Origin of the sequence: Halopelagius longus (assembly GCF_900100875.1) — an archaeon.
Taxonomy (GTDB): domain Archaea; phylum Halobacteriota; class Halobacteria; order Halobacteriales; family Haloferacaceae; genus Halopelagius; species Halopelagius longus.
In genome coordinates this window covers 652206-666096 of the sequence record NZ_FNKQ01000003.1, presented here as the reverse complement: position 1 = coordinate 666096, position 13891 = coordinate 652206, and the positions used below count along the sequence as shown (strand labels likewise).

Below are 13891 nucleotides of genomic sequence, written 5' to 3'. Positions count from 1 at the left end.
TACAAGAAATATAAGGTCGTAATTCGGCCAGTTGCTGGACAAATGTTGCCGGACTTTTCGACGTACGTCTTATCGGAAATCAGACAACGAGGCTCGCCTGGAATCGGCGGAGCGTCCGGCGTGCGCGCGACGTTCGGTCCGGCGGGACATTCTAAAACTACTGACTCACAGGCGAGCGGCCAGGTCCTCGGCGAAGTACGTCACGATGAGGTCCGCGCCCGCGCGTTTCATCGACACCAGCGACTCGTACGCGGTCTCCTCTAAATCGACCCACCCCTTGTCGGCGGCGGCGTGAAGCATCGCGTACTCGCCGGAGACGTTGTACGCCGCCACCGGATGCTCGAACTCCTCGCGGACGGCCCGGACGATGTCGAGGTACGCGAGGGCGGGCTTCACCATCAGTACGTCCGCACCCTGTTCGACGTCGAGTCGGACCTCTCGAAGGGCCTCCCGGGCGTTCGCGGGGTCCATCTGGTAGTGCCGCCGGTCGCCGAACGCCGGCGCGCCGTCGGCGGCGTCGCGGAACGGGCCGTAGAACGCGCTCTCGTACTTCGCGGCGTAGGACATGATGGGGACGCTCTCGAACCCGGCGTCGTCTAACCCTTCCCGAATCGCGCCGACCATGCCGTCGGTCATCGAACTCGGCGCGACCATGTCCGCGCCCGCCTCGGCGTGGGAGACGGCAATCTTCGAGAGGAGTTCGAGCGTCTCGTCGTTGCGAACGGTGAGGTTCGGGTCCTCGCGGGCGCGGTCCTCCAGTACCCCGCAGTGGCCGTGGCTCGTGTACTCACAGAGGCAGACGTCGGTGATGACGTAGGCGTCCGTCTCGGCGGTGATTCGGCGCGTCGCCTCCTGTACGACGCCGTCTTCGGCCCACGCGCGCGTCCCGCGTTCGTCCTTCGACTCGGGGATGCCGAACAGCATGACCGCCTCGACGCCCGTCTCCAGTACCTCTCTCACGCGCGCGACGGCCTCCGAGAGCGGGACCCGTTCGTGGCCGGGCATCGTCTCGATGGGGACGCGTTCGTCCGCCGTCGCGTCCACGAAGACGGGCGCGACGAGGTCCGTCGCGTCCAGTCGCGTCTCGCTGACGAGGGGTCGCACGCCGTCCGTGCGGAGCCTGCGCGGTCGGTCGCTGAAGTTCATTACCGGTGGTTCGGTCCGACCGGGAAAAACCACATCGCTCTCGGTGCGGCGTCCGTCGGACGGTTCTCACGCGGTGCGGCGAGCGAAAAGCGTTTGCCGACGACGGGGATAGTCGAAGGCGATGGACGCCCTGCCGGTACAAGTCGCGCAGATGCCCGCCGAACTGCAGGCGCTTTTGAACTCCCGGTGGGCCTACGTGGCGCTGTTCTGCGTCTTCGTCTTAGAGGGCGCGATGTTGATGTACTTCATGCCGAGCGAACTCGTCGTCCCCGCGGCGCTCGTTCTCCTCGGCGTCGACCAACTCGTCGGCGTCATCGCCGTCGCCGTCCTCGGGGCGACGGTCGGACAGTACGCCCTGTTCAAAGTCGCCCAACGCGGCGGCCGGGAGTATCTCCTCTCGAAGCGATGGTTCAAGATAAGCGAGGAGAAACTCGACAGATTCGACGGCTGGTTCGACCGCTGGGGACCGATAGTCGTCCCGGTGAGCAACACCCTCCTGTTCACGCGCGGGATGATAACCGTCCCCGCCGGGTTCTCCGACATGAACGACAGGAAGTTCGTCGTCCTCTCCGCCGTCGGGACGCTCTCGTTCGAGTCGATCCTCGCGGCGCTCTACGTCTACTTCGATACGATGCTGTGAGGGCGGCGCGGGTCGGTGCGGTCCGTCCGGGTCGGTTTCTATTCGGGCGGGACCGCTCGTAACACGGAGTCACCCCGTCCGGTCGATGTCTCCTCGACACCGAGCGCGCCTCGTACTCCGACGATCACTCGGAGCGCTCGATGTCGATCTGCTCTCTCAGGGCGGCGAGTTCTTCTGAGTCGGCGAGTTCCTCCACTCGCTCTCGGAAGTGCCGCTCGCAGAGACCCACCTTGATTCCGTCTTTCTCGGCGGCGTACGCGGCCTCGCGGTCGCAGTAGTGGCACTTCATACGTTACCTTCGCTCTTCACCCGGTTTAACTCTACGCTCCCGGTTATCGGCGACGAGAGCGGTCGTCAGACGCCCGGCACGCGCGCGGCGAACGCCTCGAACGCGTCCCGCGGCGGCCCGGCGACGCCGAGGGTCTTCTCGTGCGCGTCGCTCCCGCCGGTGGCGATCAGGTCGTTTCGCTCGACGTACTCGGCGAGGAGCGCCTTGTCTTCCCGCTCTTTGCTCTCTCCGCCGTAGGGGTAGAACCGCTCGACCGCGTCGAGTTCGGACGTGAGTTCCAGCGCCGACTCCGGGTCGGGGTACCGGAACGGGTGCGCGAGTCCGACGACGGCGCACGACTCCCGCAGGGCGGCGACGCCCGCCTCGAAGTCGGGGACCCACCGCGCGACGTAACACGGTCCGTCGTCGCCGATGAGGTGGTCGAACGCGCCCTGATAGTCGTACGGCGCGTCGCTCTCCTCGATGGCCCGCGCGACGTTCGGCCTGCCGACGCCCTCGCGCAGTTCCACGTCGAGGGAGACCCCGAGGTGCGACTCCACCCGTTCGACGATTCGCCGCCCGCGGTCCTTCCGGTCGGCTTGGATTCGCTCCGTCAGGTCGCGTATCGCGGGCGCGTCCTCGACGCCGTACCCGAGGAGGTCCACTCGCTGGTCGCCCGCGTCCACGCGGAGTTCGATGCCGCGGACGACGGTCACCCCTTCGAGGGTCGTCACGGGCGCGTCGAGTTCCGGGTGAACCCTGTCGTGGTCGGTGACGGCCACCACCGGGACGCCGCCCTCCCGCGCCGCCGCCGGCAGTTCCGAGACGGTGAGCGTCCCGTCCGAAGCCGTCGTGTGGAGATGTAAGTCTGCGACCGGCGTCGCGCCGTCGAACTCGCCGTTGCGGTCCCGTATCACGGCCTTCGCTCCGCCCGGCGGCGGCAAATCGCTTGCGTCTCTCCCCTCTCCCCACGTGCATTAATGTTCATTAAGGAATCCAAGGAGACTTATCACCATCATGGAAAACCATTATAGTTCTCCGCCGGATTCGTCCGGGTGTAATGCGCCTGAACGGAACCGGCGATCTGATAGACGCCCACGAGTATCCCGCGACCACCGAAGAACTCGTCGAACAGTACGGCGAGCACACCATCGAACTCCCGAACGGGTCCGAGACGCTCGCGGAGGTACTCGAACGCGCGGGTTCGGAGACCTACACCTGCGCGGACGACGCGCGGAACGCGGTGTTCTGCGGTCTCGGCCACGAGGCTATCGGTCGTCGGTACTACAGCGACCGAGACGTCTACACGGTCGGCGAGAACGGTCCCCAACAGGTTTCTTTCTAAAACGGCAGTTCGAGGGGCACCCGCCCCTTCGTGTACCCGTCCACGCGGCCGTCGGGCCGCGTCCGAAACACCACCGCCGGACGGTGGTGGACCTCCGGCTTCTCGCTTTTGACGGCCATCCAGTCGTCGTCCGGGAACGACGAGCAGTCGACGAACAGGACGACGCCGCCGCCGTGTTCCTGTAACTGCCCGACGGACTTCGTCTCGGCCGTGTCGCGGACGGCGGCGACGCCGGTGCCCGCGTTTCTGCGGTTCGGCGGCAACGGCCTCGTCACCTCGACGAGGGTACCGTCGCCGTCCTTCTGGACCCGGTAGTCGATGGCGTGCCCCGTCGAGACCGGAATCTCCGGTTCGAGGTCGTAGCCGGCGTCGTGGAGCACCCTCGCCGCGTTGAACTCGCCCATAGCGGCCGTCATCCGCGTGAGGTCCAGATACTCGGAGGTGCCGAGTTTGCCGGCCATCACCTCCCGGTCGTCGTCTAAGACGCCCGTCCGGAGGAACGACTCGAAGTACTCCAAGGCCTCCTCGGCCGTCGCGTCGGGGAATCCGGCGGCGTGGTCTCGGAAGAACGTCCGCGTCGTCTCCCGGCCGTCCTTCGAGAGGAAGACGGGCAGGAAGTACCACGAGAGGTGCGGGTACGGTTCGAGCCACGGCGACTCCTCGTGGAGTTGCGCCGTCAGTTCCTTCGTCGCCCACCGCGAGACGCCGTGCGGTACTTCGGTGAAGCCGTACTTCTCGGTCTTCCACAGACACTTCGGCGTCTCCGTGTTCCCGAGCCAGTACGCTTCGTCGTCGTTCCACAGAAAGAGCGCAACGTCGCCGTTGTCCATCTCGAATCGGTACCCCTCGAACGCGGAGGGGGGCTTGAACCACGGCGAGGTCATCGTCGCGCCGAGATTTCGGTCGAGGTCGTCGTAGACGTCCCGACGGACCCGGTCTGCGGTCCATCGGCCGGGCGCGTGCCGGAATCGAAGCGGGCGTGCCACACCTCCTATACGCGGTCGGCGGGTTTATCCGTTCCGCGTCCGGCTCGAAATATTCGGCGATAATTATATATGACTCCGATTACCAAAGGTATGTTGTACCATGTCAATGGGGGCATACGACGAAGACGAACACGAGCGCCGTGAGCGAAAGAACGGGTCCGTCGACGCGGGGTTCGACGACGAGCGTACCGTCTACCACGGCAAAGTGGAGTACGACTCGGGGGACTCCGCGGAGGCCCTCTTAGACCAGTTCCGCGAGATGAAAGACGAGTGACCGCTCTTTTCCCGTCACCGAACTCGTAGCGACGCCGCCGCCGCCGTGGAGACGACGGAGACGGCGACGACGTGTCCGCCGACCGCAGTGAGCAACACCGGTCGGTCCGCGACGAACGGCAGGACTGCGATCTGCGAGAGGCCGAACAGGACGTTCCAGGCGTCCACGCGGCGCAACGCCCTCGCCGTCTCCTCGTCGAACGCGTAGGTCCGGGACCGCCACGCGGCGACGACGGCGGTCCACCACGAGGTGCCGATGCGGTAACAGAGGTCCCACAGCACCAGAAGCATCAGGTAGACGACGATAATCGGCGGTTCCGGCCCGAACATCGACTCGACGAGGGGCGTCGCCGCCCGCCGCGGTTCGAAGACGAACAGGTGCGTCACGAGGGCGACGAACGCGAGGACGCCGAGGACGACTTCGATGCTCGACCCGAACAGCAGTCGCCCGTAGGCGTCCGGCAGGTCGAGGCGGCGCGTCGTCCGTCCCATCCGGAGCATCACGACGCTCCCGACGGCGGCGACGGCCACCGCGACGGTGCCCGGGAGGACGGCGTTCCAGAGGTCGTACACCCACGCGAACGCCACCACTCCGACCTCGAACAGGCCCAACTGGATGGCTATCGCCTGCCCGTCGGTGAGGTGGACGCCCGGAAGCGCGCCGACGATGCTCTCGTACACCCACGCCTCGCCGTACTCCGTCTGCGCGGCGGGTCGGTTCTCCGGAGGCCCGTCTCCCATCTACCGGTCCACCGCGCTCGACCCCGCGTCCGCCCCCGAGTCGGCGGCCTCCGTCCCCTCGTCTCCGTCGTCGCCGAACGGCGGCGCGATGTCGGGGCTCTCTTCGTCCCCCTCGTTTGCGCCCGCTTCGTCCTCCCCGTCGGCGGGCGGTCCGAGCGCGTTCGCTACGGCCTCGTCGAACGACGTGAGTTCGACGGAGACGTGCTCTTTGATGCTGTCGTCGCGGACGACGACTTCGTTCTTCAGGCCCTCGATGAGGGGTCGCGCCACGGAAGGGGGGATGTCCGTCACGAGGCCGACCCAGTACGACGAGAGGCCGGGCGATAGCACCGGTATCTCGATTAGGCGGGGGCGGCGGCCGAGGTGGTCGCCGACGCGTTCGAGCATCTCGCCGTACGTCAGCACGTCCGGGCCGCCGATTTCGTACGTCCCGCCCGCCGTCTCGGGCGCGTCGAGGACGCCGACGAGGTACGCCACCACGTCGGAGACGGCGACGGGTTGACACGGTGTATCCACCCACCGCGGCGTCAGCATCACCGGCAGGCGGGCGGCCAGTTGCCGGACCGTCTCGAACCCGGCGCTGCCGTCGCCGATGACGATGGCCGCCCGGAGCGTCGTCAGTTCGTAGTCGCCCTGTTCGAGGATGTGTTCGACCTCCCGGCGCGAACGCAGGTGCGGCGAGAGTCTGTCGCGTTCCTCGCCGAGTCCGCCGAGGTAGAGTACCCGCTCGACCCCGGCCTCCGACGCCGCCCGCGAGAAGTTCCGCGCCCCGAGTCTGTCCCGCCGTTCGAAGTCCTCGCCGGACGCCATCGAGTGGACGAGGTAGTACGCGGCGTCCACGTCGAGTGCCGACTCGAACGTCCCCGCTTCGAGGACGTCGCCCTCGACGACGCGGACGCCCTCGGGACCGTCGTAGTGGTCGGCGTCGCGGGTGAGAACGGTCACGTCGTGGCCGGCGTCGAGGAGTGCGGGGACGAGGTTGCTGCCGACGAACCCCGTCGCCCCCGTGACGAGTACGCGCATGGCTCGTTTTGGGGTTGCGACGCTGTTAACGCTTCTCGCCAGTCGGCGTCCGAACCGTAGTCGGTGCTACGATTTCTTTATTCAGTACCCGTGCTGAAACAAGCGCTAAGTACAGGGCATCCACTCAGCATCTGAAGAGCGGTGGCTGTCTCTCGTCCGACGACGTTCTCGGGCGTCGGCCTCGCCCATACATGACCGGACGCAAGCAGGAACACGACGACGAATGCCACGAGTGAGAGCCCGCTGACACGGACAGCCCCGTCAGAATTTTTTCACAGACGGGGTCGAGAGAGTACACCCTCTACCCTATCGAATTTATGACCCATTTAGGAAGGCTTTCAATCGGCCGCCTCTAATAGTGAACTGGTCTTTCGGGTTGGGTCATCACGGACGCGTTCCGTGGTGTCACTAACCTTTGGAATCAACCGCACAGAGCCTTCCGCGATTGTCGAGACGTCCCCTCGCCGCCATGAACATTCACTCATTTGTACTAAAATCGGATAACCGCTGTCGATGGGTAAATAGAAAGAGGGCAATTCTGAGAGACAGGGCAATTGTTCCGGGGACGATGTATGCAATATCTGGCACACATCCTCCACCGAACCCTGCGCAGAGCGGATTTTGTATCGCATGCCAGATTAGCCCTACACCGGCGAAAATAACGAGGACGGCAAGGCTTCGCAGGAGCTGGGATTGATTCATATCGCCTTCTCACAACCGGGAGGACATACCCGTTCGGAAGAGAAAAAGTGGTATTTGATAGATACGCGCACTTACCGAGCATATCCGGCCACTGAGTTTCGACCCCTGTCTCGAATACAGAAACGGTCTCACCGGCTACTAATCGCCGTCCACCGCGTCCCACCCCGGCGTCTTCGGCGCGCCGCGGGACTCCTCCACGTCGAGGTGCGCGTCCGCTTCGTCCCCGAGTTCGCCCGCGAGTTCCGTCCACTCCGCTATCGACTCACCGACCCACGAATCGGCGGCTAAGACCTCCTCGCGGGTCTGTTCGGCCCGGTCCTCGTTCACCTCCAACGACCCCGCGTGCGACCCGGCGGCGACGCCGACGAACTCCGCGCGGTCCTCGGGCGTCAGGTCGCCGCGGCGCATCCGTTCGACGACGCCATCGAGGCGACCCGGGTCGGGGTGAGTGAACACCTTCGAACCGACCGCCTGCGGGCCGAGGAGCAGTCCACGTTGTCCCTCGGGGGCCTCGTCGTCAAGCAGTCTCTCGCCGCCGAACGCGGACTCGACGCGTTCGCACTCCGTCTCTTGGTCGAGAGCGAGGTTGTGGCCGGGGTACTCCGCGCACTCGTCGGGGTACTCGTCGTCGCCGTGAATGCGGCACTGGAGCGTCTCCGGGTCGAGGAAGATACAGGACCGGAGCCACCGCCGCGAGTGACCGAACGGCCCGACGGGTTTCGGCGGTTTTCGGAGGCCGACGAAGAACGCCGGGCGGCCGCCGATGGCGGCGACGTCCACGCCGTCTACCTCGACGCCCCCCTCCCGTTCCTCGGCGGCGGCCCACATCCGGGGGACCATCGCGTCGCCGACGCCGCGTTCGACGAACGCGACCACCTCGTCGCGGGTGAGGGGGACGAGGTTGTACACGTCGTCTAGCGGTTCCCGCGGGCCGCGCCGACCGCCGCCGCCCTCGGCCGCTAGCGGTCGCCAGTCGAGACAGCAACCGGCGCACCCTTCGCAGTCAACGCGCATGCCTGTATACTACGTCACACACTCGCATGAATCCTCGGCGCGGCCGCACGGGGCGACGGAGGAGGTTTACGTGTCGGGTCCCTCTCGTCGGCCATGACGACGGAACCGTGCGACGGGTGCAGGAAGGCGGTCCGAATCGCCGGCGGCATCGGCGACTTCTGGAGTTTCGAGACGAGTTCGACCGGCGGCATCACGCTCGAACTCGACGACGGCGGCGAGTTCTTCCTCTGTTACGACTGCATCGAACAACTGCCCGACGACAGAACCGTGACGAGCGACGACGTGAGTGCGCTGTAACGCCGCCGACTCGCGTGTCCCGAACTCCGCCCGGACGAACGCGCCCTCCCGGCGGCCGTCTTCTCGCCGGTCGCTCGATGAGTCTCCTTCCGAGACGTTCTTCGAATCGGTTCAGTGGTGGGCTTATCCGTCTCTACTGTCTCCGTACGGTACATGAGTGTGTTCGAGGAGAGACTCGGCGTCGGACGCCGCCCGGGGGCGGCGACGGCGGGTCCGACGTTCGACTTAACCTTCCCGAGGACGGAGTGATACCGTGAGCAAATCGAACGGGGGCCCGATAGATATCCTCCTCGTCGAGGACAACCCCGGCGACGTTCGTCTCACGCAGGAGGCGTTCAAGGAGGGACAGATACGCAACGACCTGCACGTCGTTCGGAACGGCGAGGCCGCCTTGGACTTCCTCTACCAACGCGGCGAGTACGAGGACGCTCCGCGCCCCAACCTCGTCCTCTTGGACCTGAACCTGCCGAAGGTAAGCGGGATGGAGGTCCTCGACGAAATCAAGGACGACGCGTCACTGCGGCGCATTCCGATCATAATCCTCACTGGTTCGAAGGCCGAAGAAGACATAATACGGGGCTACGAACTGCAGTCGAACGCCTACCTCACCAAACCGGTCGATCCCGACGAATTCATCGAGCTCGTCCGGTCGTTCGAGGAGTTCTGGTTCACGCTCGTTCACCTCCCTCCATCACGAGAGTACCAATGACGGACGAGACGACGCTCACGATCCTCCTGATAGAAGACAACCCCGGCGACGCTCGCTACATCCGCGAGATCCTCCGAGAGGCCACCGAACTCCCGGAACGGACGGCGGAGGCGGGCTCCGGTGCCAGCGCAAGCGTCGGTGCCGAGCAGGTGACGCGCGAACGCGCCGAACCGACGGTGATACGCGAGTCGCGCCTCGAACCGGGGATAGAACGACTGGACAGCGACCCACCGGACGTGGTCCTCCTCGATTTGGACCTCCCGGACAGCACCGGTCTCGACACGCTCTCGGCGGTGCTCGAACGGACGGAGGAGACGCCGGTCGTCGTCCTCACGGGACTCCGCGACAGACAGACGGGGATGGAGGCGCTCCGTCGCGGGGCCGACGAGTACCTCGTCAAAGACGAGATTAACGCGGACATCCTGACCCGCTCCATCTTCCACACGATGGAGCGGAACGAACAGGAGCGACAGCTCAGACAACAGCGCGAACAGTTGGCCGCGCTGAACCAACTGAACAGCGTCGTCCAAGACATCACGGGGGCCGTCCTCCGACAGTCCTCCCGCGAGGAGATAGAGCGGCTGGTCTGCGAGCGCTTGGCCGAAACCGAGTCGTACCTGTTCGCGTGGATAGGCGGCGTCGAACGCGCGAATCCGGGCGTAACCGTGCAGGCCGAAGCCGGAACTGGGGACTATCTCGACGAGGTAGACGTCACCTACGACGACAGCGAAACCGGGCAGGGTCCCACCGGACGGGCCATCCAGACGAAGGAGATGCAGGTGGTCCAACACGTCCTCGAGGACCCCGACTTCGAACCGTGGCGAGACACCGCCGTGGAGTACGGCGTCCGGTCGTCGGCGGCGATACCCATCGTCCACGACGGTATCCTCTACGGCGTGTTGAACGTCTACTCGGCCCGCCCGGAGGCATTCGGCGGCGAGGAACGGGAGGTCGTCGGCACACTCGGCGACATCGTCGGTCACGCCATCGCCGCCATCGAACGGAAGGAGGCGCTCATAAGCGACAACGTCGTCGAGATAGAGTTCGAGATTCGGAACATCTTCGACTCCCTCGGCGGCGGCTCCGGGTCGGGGACGATAACGCTCGACCGGACGATTCGCGTGGACGAGGACCACTTCCTCACGTACGGCTCCGCCGACGAGGAGGGCCGCGAGACCCTCCAGAAGGTCGTCGAGGCGCTCCCGTCGTGGGACTCCGTCTCGGAGGTGGGCGAACGCGACGGCATGACGCGCTTCTCGGTCCGACTCACCGACCCGCCGGTGGTGGCGCTTGTCGCCTCGCAGGGCGGCCGCGTCCGCGAGGCGAAGATCGAGGACGGCGACTACCGGGTGGTCGTCCACCTGCCGCAGGGCGCCGACGTGCGCCGCGTCGTAGACGGCGTACAGGAGGCGTACCCCGACGCGAGGGTCATCGCCCAGCGACACACCACGCGAACCGAGCGCTCGGACGGCGAGGCGACGAACCCCCTCGACAACCTCACGGAACGCCAGCGCTCGGTGCTGGAATCCGCCTTCTACGGCGGGTTCTTCGAGTGGCCGCGCGAGAGTTCCGGCAAGGAGATCGCCGAGACGCTGGGCATCTCCGCGCCGACGTTCACCCAGCACATGCGCGCCGCGGAGCAGAAGATTATGTCCTCGCTTCTGGGCGAGTGACGCGACGCGAATCGCTCCGAGACGCGACCTGACTGCTTCTCGACGGGACTTCGATACTCCGCCGGACGGCCTCCTCTCGACCCCAGACCTGTCTCTCACATCACAAGACGTATTCGGCGACTTTCACTACCTCTGAGTATGCCCGACGGCCCCGCCGCCGACTCGCTTCGGTACGCCCTGAACCCGGAACTGCTGAAACTGTACGGCGTCACCTACCTCGGCTACCTCGTCGCCGTCCACTCGCAGAACGCCTTTCACATCATCACGGACGTCGAACCGTGGGAGAGTCTCGTCGAACTCCCCTTCGTCCTCTGCGGGATAGCGCTCTTCCTCGGCGGCTTGGTCGGCATCTTCCATCGCGTCCGCTCCGATACGACGCGGACCGGGCGACGCTGAGTCGAGAGAAAGTATCTATAGGACGAGTGCCACGACTCCCCGTGTACAACGAATTCGCCACCTCGCCCAGTGGACTCGAACTGCTCTTCGTACTCCTCTTCTGGTTGCTCGTGATGCTGGCCCTGTTCGGGATTCTCCGACTGATAGTACAGAGCGCCCGATGACGACGAACGCCCCGCGCGTCGACCGCTTCGCCGGCGAACGTGTCTGACGACCGAGACGCGACGGGGCCGATGGAAGGTTTTTACCTCGGCGCGAAGCAGGGACGCACGTGGACCCCTCGCGCATCCTCCCTTCGTTCCCGGCCCCCAGTTACCGCGGAACCCAAGAGCAAGCCCTCCGCGACATCCGCGACGCGTTCGCCGCCGGAAACGACGTCGTGTTGGTGCGCGCGCCGACGGGGAGCGGGAAATCCCTCCTCGCGCGTTCCATCGCGGGCGCGGCCCGGACCGTAGAGGAGGCGGCCCCCGCGGAGGCGACGGACGCGTACTACACGACGCCGCAGGTGTCGCAACTCGACGACGTGGCCGAAGACGAACTCCTCGACGACCTGCAGGTCATCCGCGGGAAGCGCAACTACACCTGCATCATCAACGGCGAGGAGGACACGCCCGTCGACCGGGCGCCCTGCGCCCGACAGAAAGGGTTCGACTGCACCGTCCGCCACCGGTGTCCGTACTTCTCGGACCGCGCCATCGCCTCGAACCGACAGATAGCGGCGATGACGCTCGCGTACTTCATGCAGACCGCCGGCTCGGACGTGTTCCGTAAGCGTGACGTGGTGGTGATAGACGAGGCGCACGGACTCGCCGAGTGGGCGGAGATGTACGCCACCATCGACCTGAACCCGCGCACCGTCCCCGTCTGGGACGACGTGGGCGTTCCGGACGTGACCGCAGCCGACGACCCCGTAGAGCGGACGGTGCGGTTCGCCGAGGCCCTGATGGGCGTCTGCAAGCGCGCGAAGGACGAACTCCTCACGAAACCGGAACTGACGCCCGAGGAGGCGGCGCGGCGCGACCGGTTGCAGGAACTCCGCTCGGAGTTGAAGTGGTTCATCGAGGACTACAGAGACCCCGAGAGCGCGACGACGTGGGTGGTGGACCAACCCGACGGCGAGGGGATGAGCATCAAACCGCTCGACCCCGAGCGATACCTCCACCACACCGTCTGGGACCGCGGCAACAAGTTCGCCCTGCTCTCTGCGACGATTCTGAACAAGGAGGCGTTCTGTCGCGGCGTCGGCCTGAACCCCGACGACGTGGCCCTCGTGGACGTCGAGCACACGTTCCCCGTGGAGAACCGACCGCTGTACGACGTGACGCGGGGGAAGATGACGTACGAACACCGCGACGAGACGCTCCCGAAGGTGGCGCGCGTCCTCGTCCGACTGATGGCGCACCACCGCGAGGAGAAGGGACTCGTCCACTGCCACTCCTACGCCATCCAGTCGGAACTGAAGCGCCGCCTCGCGCAGTTGGGGCTCGGGAACCGAATCCGCGCCCACGACAGGCAGAACCGCGACGCCGAACTGGAGTCGTGGAAGGCGACGGACGACCCGGACGTGTTCCTCTCGGTGAAGATGGAGGAGGCGTTGGACCTGAAAGGTGACCTCTGTCGCTGGCAGGTCATCTGTAAGGCGCCGTACCTCAACACGAACGACACCCGCGTCGCGCGCCGCCTCGAAGACGGCCAGTGGCCGTGGTACCGCCGCGCCGCCCTCCGGACCGTCATCCAAGCGTGCGGGCGCGTCGTCCGCGCGCCCGACGACTACGGCGCGACGTACCTCGCGGATTCGAGTCTTTTGGACCTCTTCGAGCGAACCCGCTCGGACATGCCCGCGTGGTTCCGCGAACAGGTGGACCGCACGACGACGCCCGACCTCCCCGAGTTCGACCCCGAGGCGGCGGGCGCGCGGGCGGGTGCCGGGTCCGGCGGGCTATCGAACGCGGGAACCGCATCGACGTCGACGCGGACCGGTCGCTCCGGGGGGACTCGCGACACCTCCTCGGGAGCGAAGGGCGGCGACTCTCGCGCCGACGGCCGGTCCGACTCCGCCGCGTCCGGTAGCGACTCAGACGGCGGTCGCTCCAAACACCCGCTCTCGGACGTGTGGGGCGACGGTTAGTAGAACAGGTAACTGGCGCCGGCGATGAACATCGATCCGACCATCAGGAAGGTCAACACGAGGGCCATCAGTTGCTGTCTGTCCATACGGTTTCCCGACCCCCCGAGGGTTTCAATTCTTCGCCCCGATTCTCGCCCCCGAGACTGGCAACTATCACACCGACCGCAACGATGCTTCGCCGAATAGTTAATGATTGTCCATTGCTTTGGGCGTGTGTTGTCTCATAATCCGATTAGAGTTCCGAAACCACACATTATCTTCCTTATATGCGCTCACTCTGGCAAGCGTTCTCACGAAATAGTTAACACCCTCTGTTCTGTTTGTACGGCTGTAATCGGCCATGCACACACACGCCCTGACCACGGCGATGACGCTGTACCGGAGCGGGACCCTCTCGCTCTCCGAAGCGGCCGCCCGCGCGGGGAGGTCCGAAGAGGAACTCCTCGTCGCGCTCAAGCAACACGGCATCCCCGTGCGAGACGACTCCGAAACCGCGGTACCGACCGGGTCGGGCACCCGCGTCGGCGCGGACTGATTCGACCGTAAAATC

The 13891-nt window shown here is 65.8% G+C and carries 17 protein-coding genes; 10 read left to right on the top strand and 7 right to left on the bottom strand.

Annotated elements, in window-relative coordinates; translation table 11 throughout:
- Positions 1 to 165 precede the first annotated feature (165 nt).
- Complete coding sequence (gene hemB, locus BLS11_RS14215) at positions 166 to 1146, bottom strand: porphobilinogen synthase (RefSeq protein WP_092538407.1); 981 nt, start codon at positions 1144 to 1146, stop codon at positions 166 to 168.
- Positions 1147 to 1267: 121 nt separating this feature from the next.
- On the opposite strand from hemB, the gene BLS11_RS14210 reads away from it, so the two are divergent.
- Positions 1268 to 1786, top strand: a complete 519-nt coding sequence (locus BLS11_RS14210; protein WP_092538406.1) for a DedA family protein — start codon at positions 1268 to 1270, stop codon at positions 1784 to 1786.
- A gap of 124 nt (positions 1787 to 1910) precedes the next feature.
- Here the strand turns inward: BLS11_RS14210 and BLS11_RS19480 are convergent, their stop codons facing one another.
- Together BLS11_RS19480 and BLS11_RS14205 are read right to left on the bottom strand one after the other, a co-directional pair.
- Positions 1911 to 2075: a DUF6757 family protein gene (locus tag BLS11_RS19480; protein ID WP_175454456.1), complete on the bottom strand. Its 165-nt coding sequence runs from the start codon at positions 2073 to 2075 to the stop codon at positions 1911 to 1913.
- A 65-nt stretch (positions 2076 to 2140) separates the two neighbouring features.
- Positions 2141 to 2971, bottom strand: a complete 831-nt coding sequence (locus tag BLS11_RS14205) for a PHP domain-containing protein (protein WP_092538405.1) — start codon at positions 2969 to 2971, stop codon at positions 2141 to 2143.
- Between the two features lie 143 nt (positions 2972 to 3114).
- Here BLS11_RS14205 and BLS11_RS14200 point away from each other — a divergent pair, with 143 nt between their 5' ends.
- Complete coding sequence (locus BLS11_RS14200) at positions 3115 to 3399, top strand: DUF5789 family protein (RefSeq protein WP_092538404.1); 285 nt, start codon at positions 3115 to 3117, stop codon at positions 3397 to 3399.
- On the opposite strand, the gene BLS11_RS14195 is transcribed toward BLS11_RS14200, so the two are convergent.
- Complete coding sequence (locus BLS11_RS14195; protein WP_092538403.1) at positions 3396 to 4385, bottom strand: DUF5784 family protein; 990 nt, start codon at positions 4383 to 4385, stop codon at positions 3396 to 3398. The genes BLS11_RS14200 and BLS11_RS14195 overlap by 4 nt on opposite strands.
- Before the next feature lie 100 nt (positions 4386 to 4485).
- Between BLS11_RS14195 and BLS11_RS19475 the strand changes: the two genes are divergently transcribed.
- Entirely contained in the window at positions 4486 to 4659 is a 174-nt protein-coding gene (locus tag BLS11_RS19475; protein WP_175454455.1) for a DUF5786 family protein, read from the top strand.
- A gap of 14 nt (positions 4660 to 4673) precedes the next feature.
- On the opposite strand, the gene BLS11_RS14190 is transcribed toward BLS11_RS19475, so the two are convergent.
- From BLS11_RS14190 to BLS11_RS14180, 3 genes are all read right to left on the bottom strand, one after another.
- Positions 4674 to 5399, bottom strand: a complete 726-nt coding sequence (locus BLS11_RS14190; RefSeq protein WP_092538402.1) for a DUF7530 family protein — start codon at positions 5397 to 5399, stop codon at positions 4674 to 4676.
- A complete protein-coding gene (locus BLS11_RS14185; protein ID WP_092538401.1) occupies positions 5400 to 6422 on the bottom strand; it encodes an NAD(P)H-binding protein in 1023 nt (340 codons plus the stop codon). It abuts the gene before it with no gap.
- Positions 6423 to 7262: 840 nt separating this feature from the next.
- Positions 7263 to 8138 carry a YkgJ family cysteine cluster protein gene (locus BLS11_RS14180; protein WP_092538400.1) on the bottom strand — a complete coding sequence of 292 codons (876 nt, stop codon included), beginning with the start codon at positions 8136 to 8138 and terminating at the stop codon, positions 7263 to 7265.
- 93 nt (positions 8139 to 8231) lie between these two features.
- Between BLS11_RS14180 and BLS11_RS14175 the strand changes: the two genes are divergently transcribed.
- The 7 genes from BLS11_RS14175 (at position 8232) to BLS11_RS14150 (ending at position 13876) form a co-directional block, all read left to right on the top strand.
- Positions 8232 to 8435 (top strand): DUF7561 family protein, encoded by a 204-nt coding sequence (locus tag BLS11_RS14175; RefSeq protein WP_092538399.1) that lies wholly within the window; start codon positions 8232 to 8234, stop codon positions 8433 to 8435.
- A gap of 253 nt (positions 8436 to 8688) precedes the next feature.
- Positions 8689 to 9144, top strand: a complete 456-nt coding sequence (locus BLS11_RS14170; protein WP_092538398.1) for a response regulator — start codon at positions 8689 to 8691, stop codon at positions 9142 to 9144.
- Positions 9141 to 10817, top strand: a complete 1677-nt coding sequence (locus BLS11_RS14165) for a bacterio-opsin activator domain-containing protein (RefSeq protein WP_092538397.1) — start codon at positions 9141 to 9143, stop codon at positions 10815 to 10817. Before BLS11_RS14170 ends, BLS11_RS14165 begins: the two co-directional genes overlap by 4 nt.
- A gap of 138 nt (positions 10818 to 10955) precedes the next feature.
- Entirely contained in the window at positions 10956 to 11213 is a 258-nt protein-coding gene (locus tag BLS11_RS14160; protein ID WP_092538396.1) for a hypothetical protein, read from the top strand.
- 41 nt (positions 11214 to 11254) lie between these two features.
- Positions 11255 to 11377: a hypothetical protein gene (locus BLS11_RS19875; RefSeq protein WP_258555475.1), complete on the top strand. Its 123-nt coding sequence runs from the start codon at positions 11255 to 11257 to the stop codon at positions 11375 to 11377.
- A 107-nt stretch (positions 11378 to 11484) separates the two neighbouring features.
- Positions 11485 to 13341 carry an ATP-dependent DNA helicase gene (locus BLS11_RS14155; protein WP_092538395.1) on the top strand — a complete coding sequence of 619 codons (1857 nt, stop codon included), beginning with the start codon at positions 11485 to 11487 and terminating at the stop codon, positions 13339 to 13341.
- Positions 13342 to 13681: 340 nt separating this feature from the next.
- Positions 13682 to 13876 carry a DUF7317 family protein gene (locus tag BLS11_RS14150; RefSeq protein ID WP_092538394.1) on the top strand — a complete coding sequence of 65 codons (195 nt, stop codon included), beginning with the start codon at positions 13682 to 13684 and terminating at the stop codon, positions 13874 to 13876.
- The last annotated feature ends 15 nt before the right edge of the window (positions 13877 to 13891 follow it).

Bases quoted from the DNA above. Each gene is read 5' to 3' on its own strand.
- BLS11_RS14165 (WP_092538397.1), top strand. From the start codon at position 9,141: ATGACGGACGAGACGACGCTCACGATCCTCCTGATAGAAGACAACCCC.
- BLS11_RS19480 (WP_175454456.1), bottom strand. From the start codon at position 2,075: ATGAAGTGCCACTACTGCGACCGCGAGGCCGCGTACGCCGCCGAGAAA.
- hemB (WP_092538407.1), bottom strand. From the start codon at position 1,146: ATGAACTTCAGCGACCGACCGCGCAGGCTCCGCACGGACGGCGTGCGA.
- BLS11_RS14150 (WP_092538394.1), top strand. From the start codon at position 13,682: ATGCACACACACGCCCTGACCACGGCGATGACGCTGTACCGGAGCGGG.
- BLS11_RS14160 (WP_092538396.1), top strand. From the start codon at position 10,956: ATGCCCGACGGCCCCGCCGCCGACTCGCTTCGGTACGCCCTGAACCCG.
- BLS11_RS14210 (WP_092538406.1), top strand. From the start codon at position 1,268: ATGGACGCCCTGCCGGTACAAGTCGCGCAGATGCCCGCCGAACTGCAG.
- BLS11_RS14175 (WP_092538399.1), top strand. From the start codon at position 8,232: ATGACGACGGAACCGTGCGACGGGTGCAGGAAGGCGGTCCGAATCGCC.
- BLS11_RS14180 (WP_092538400.1), bottom strand. From the start codon at position 8,138: ATGCGCGTTGACTGCGAAGGGTGCGCCGGTTGCTGTCTCGACTGGCGA.
- BLS11_RS19475 (WP_175454455.1), top strand. From the start codon at position 4,486: ATGTCAATGGGGGCATACGACGAAGACGAACACGAGCGCCGTGAGCGA.
- BLS11_RS14200 (WP_092538404.1), top strand. From the start codon at position 3,115: ATGCGCCTGAACGGAACCGGCGATCTGATAGACGCCCACGAGTATCCC.
- BLS11_RS14190 (WP_092538402.1), bottom strand. From the start codon at position 5,399: ATGGGAGACGGGCCTCCGGAGAACCGACCCGCCGCGCAGACGGAGTAC.
- BLS11_RS14185 (WP_092538401.1), bottom strand. From the start codon at position 6,422: ATGCGCGTACTCGTCACGGGGGCGACGGGGTTCGTCGGCAGCAACCTC.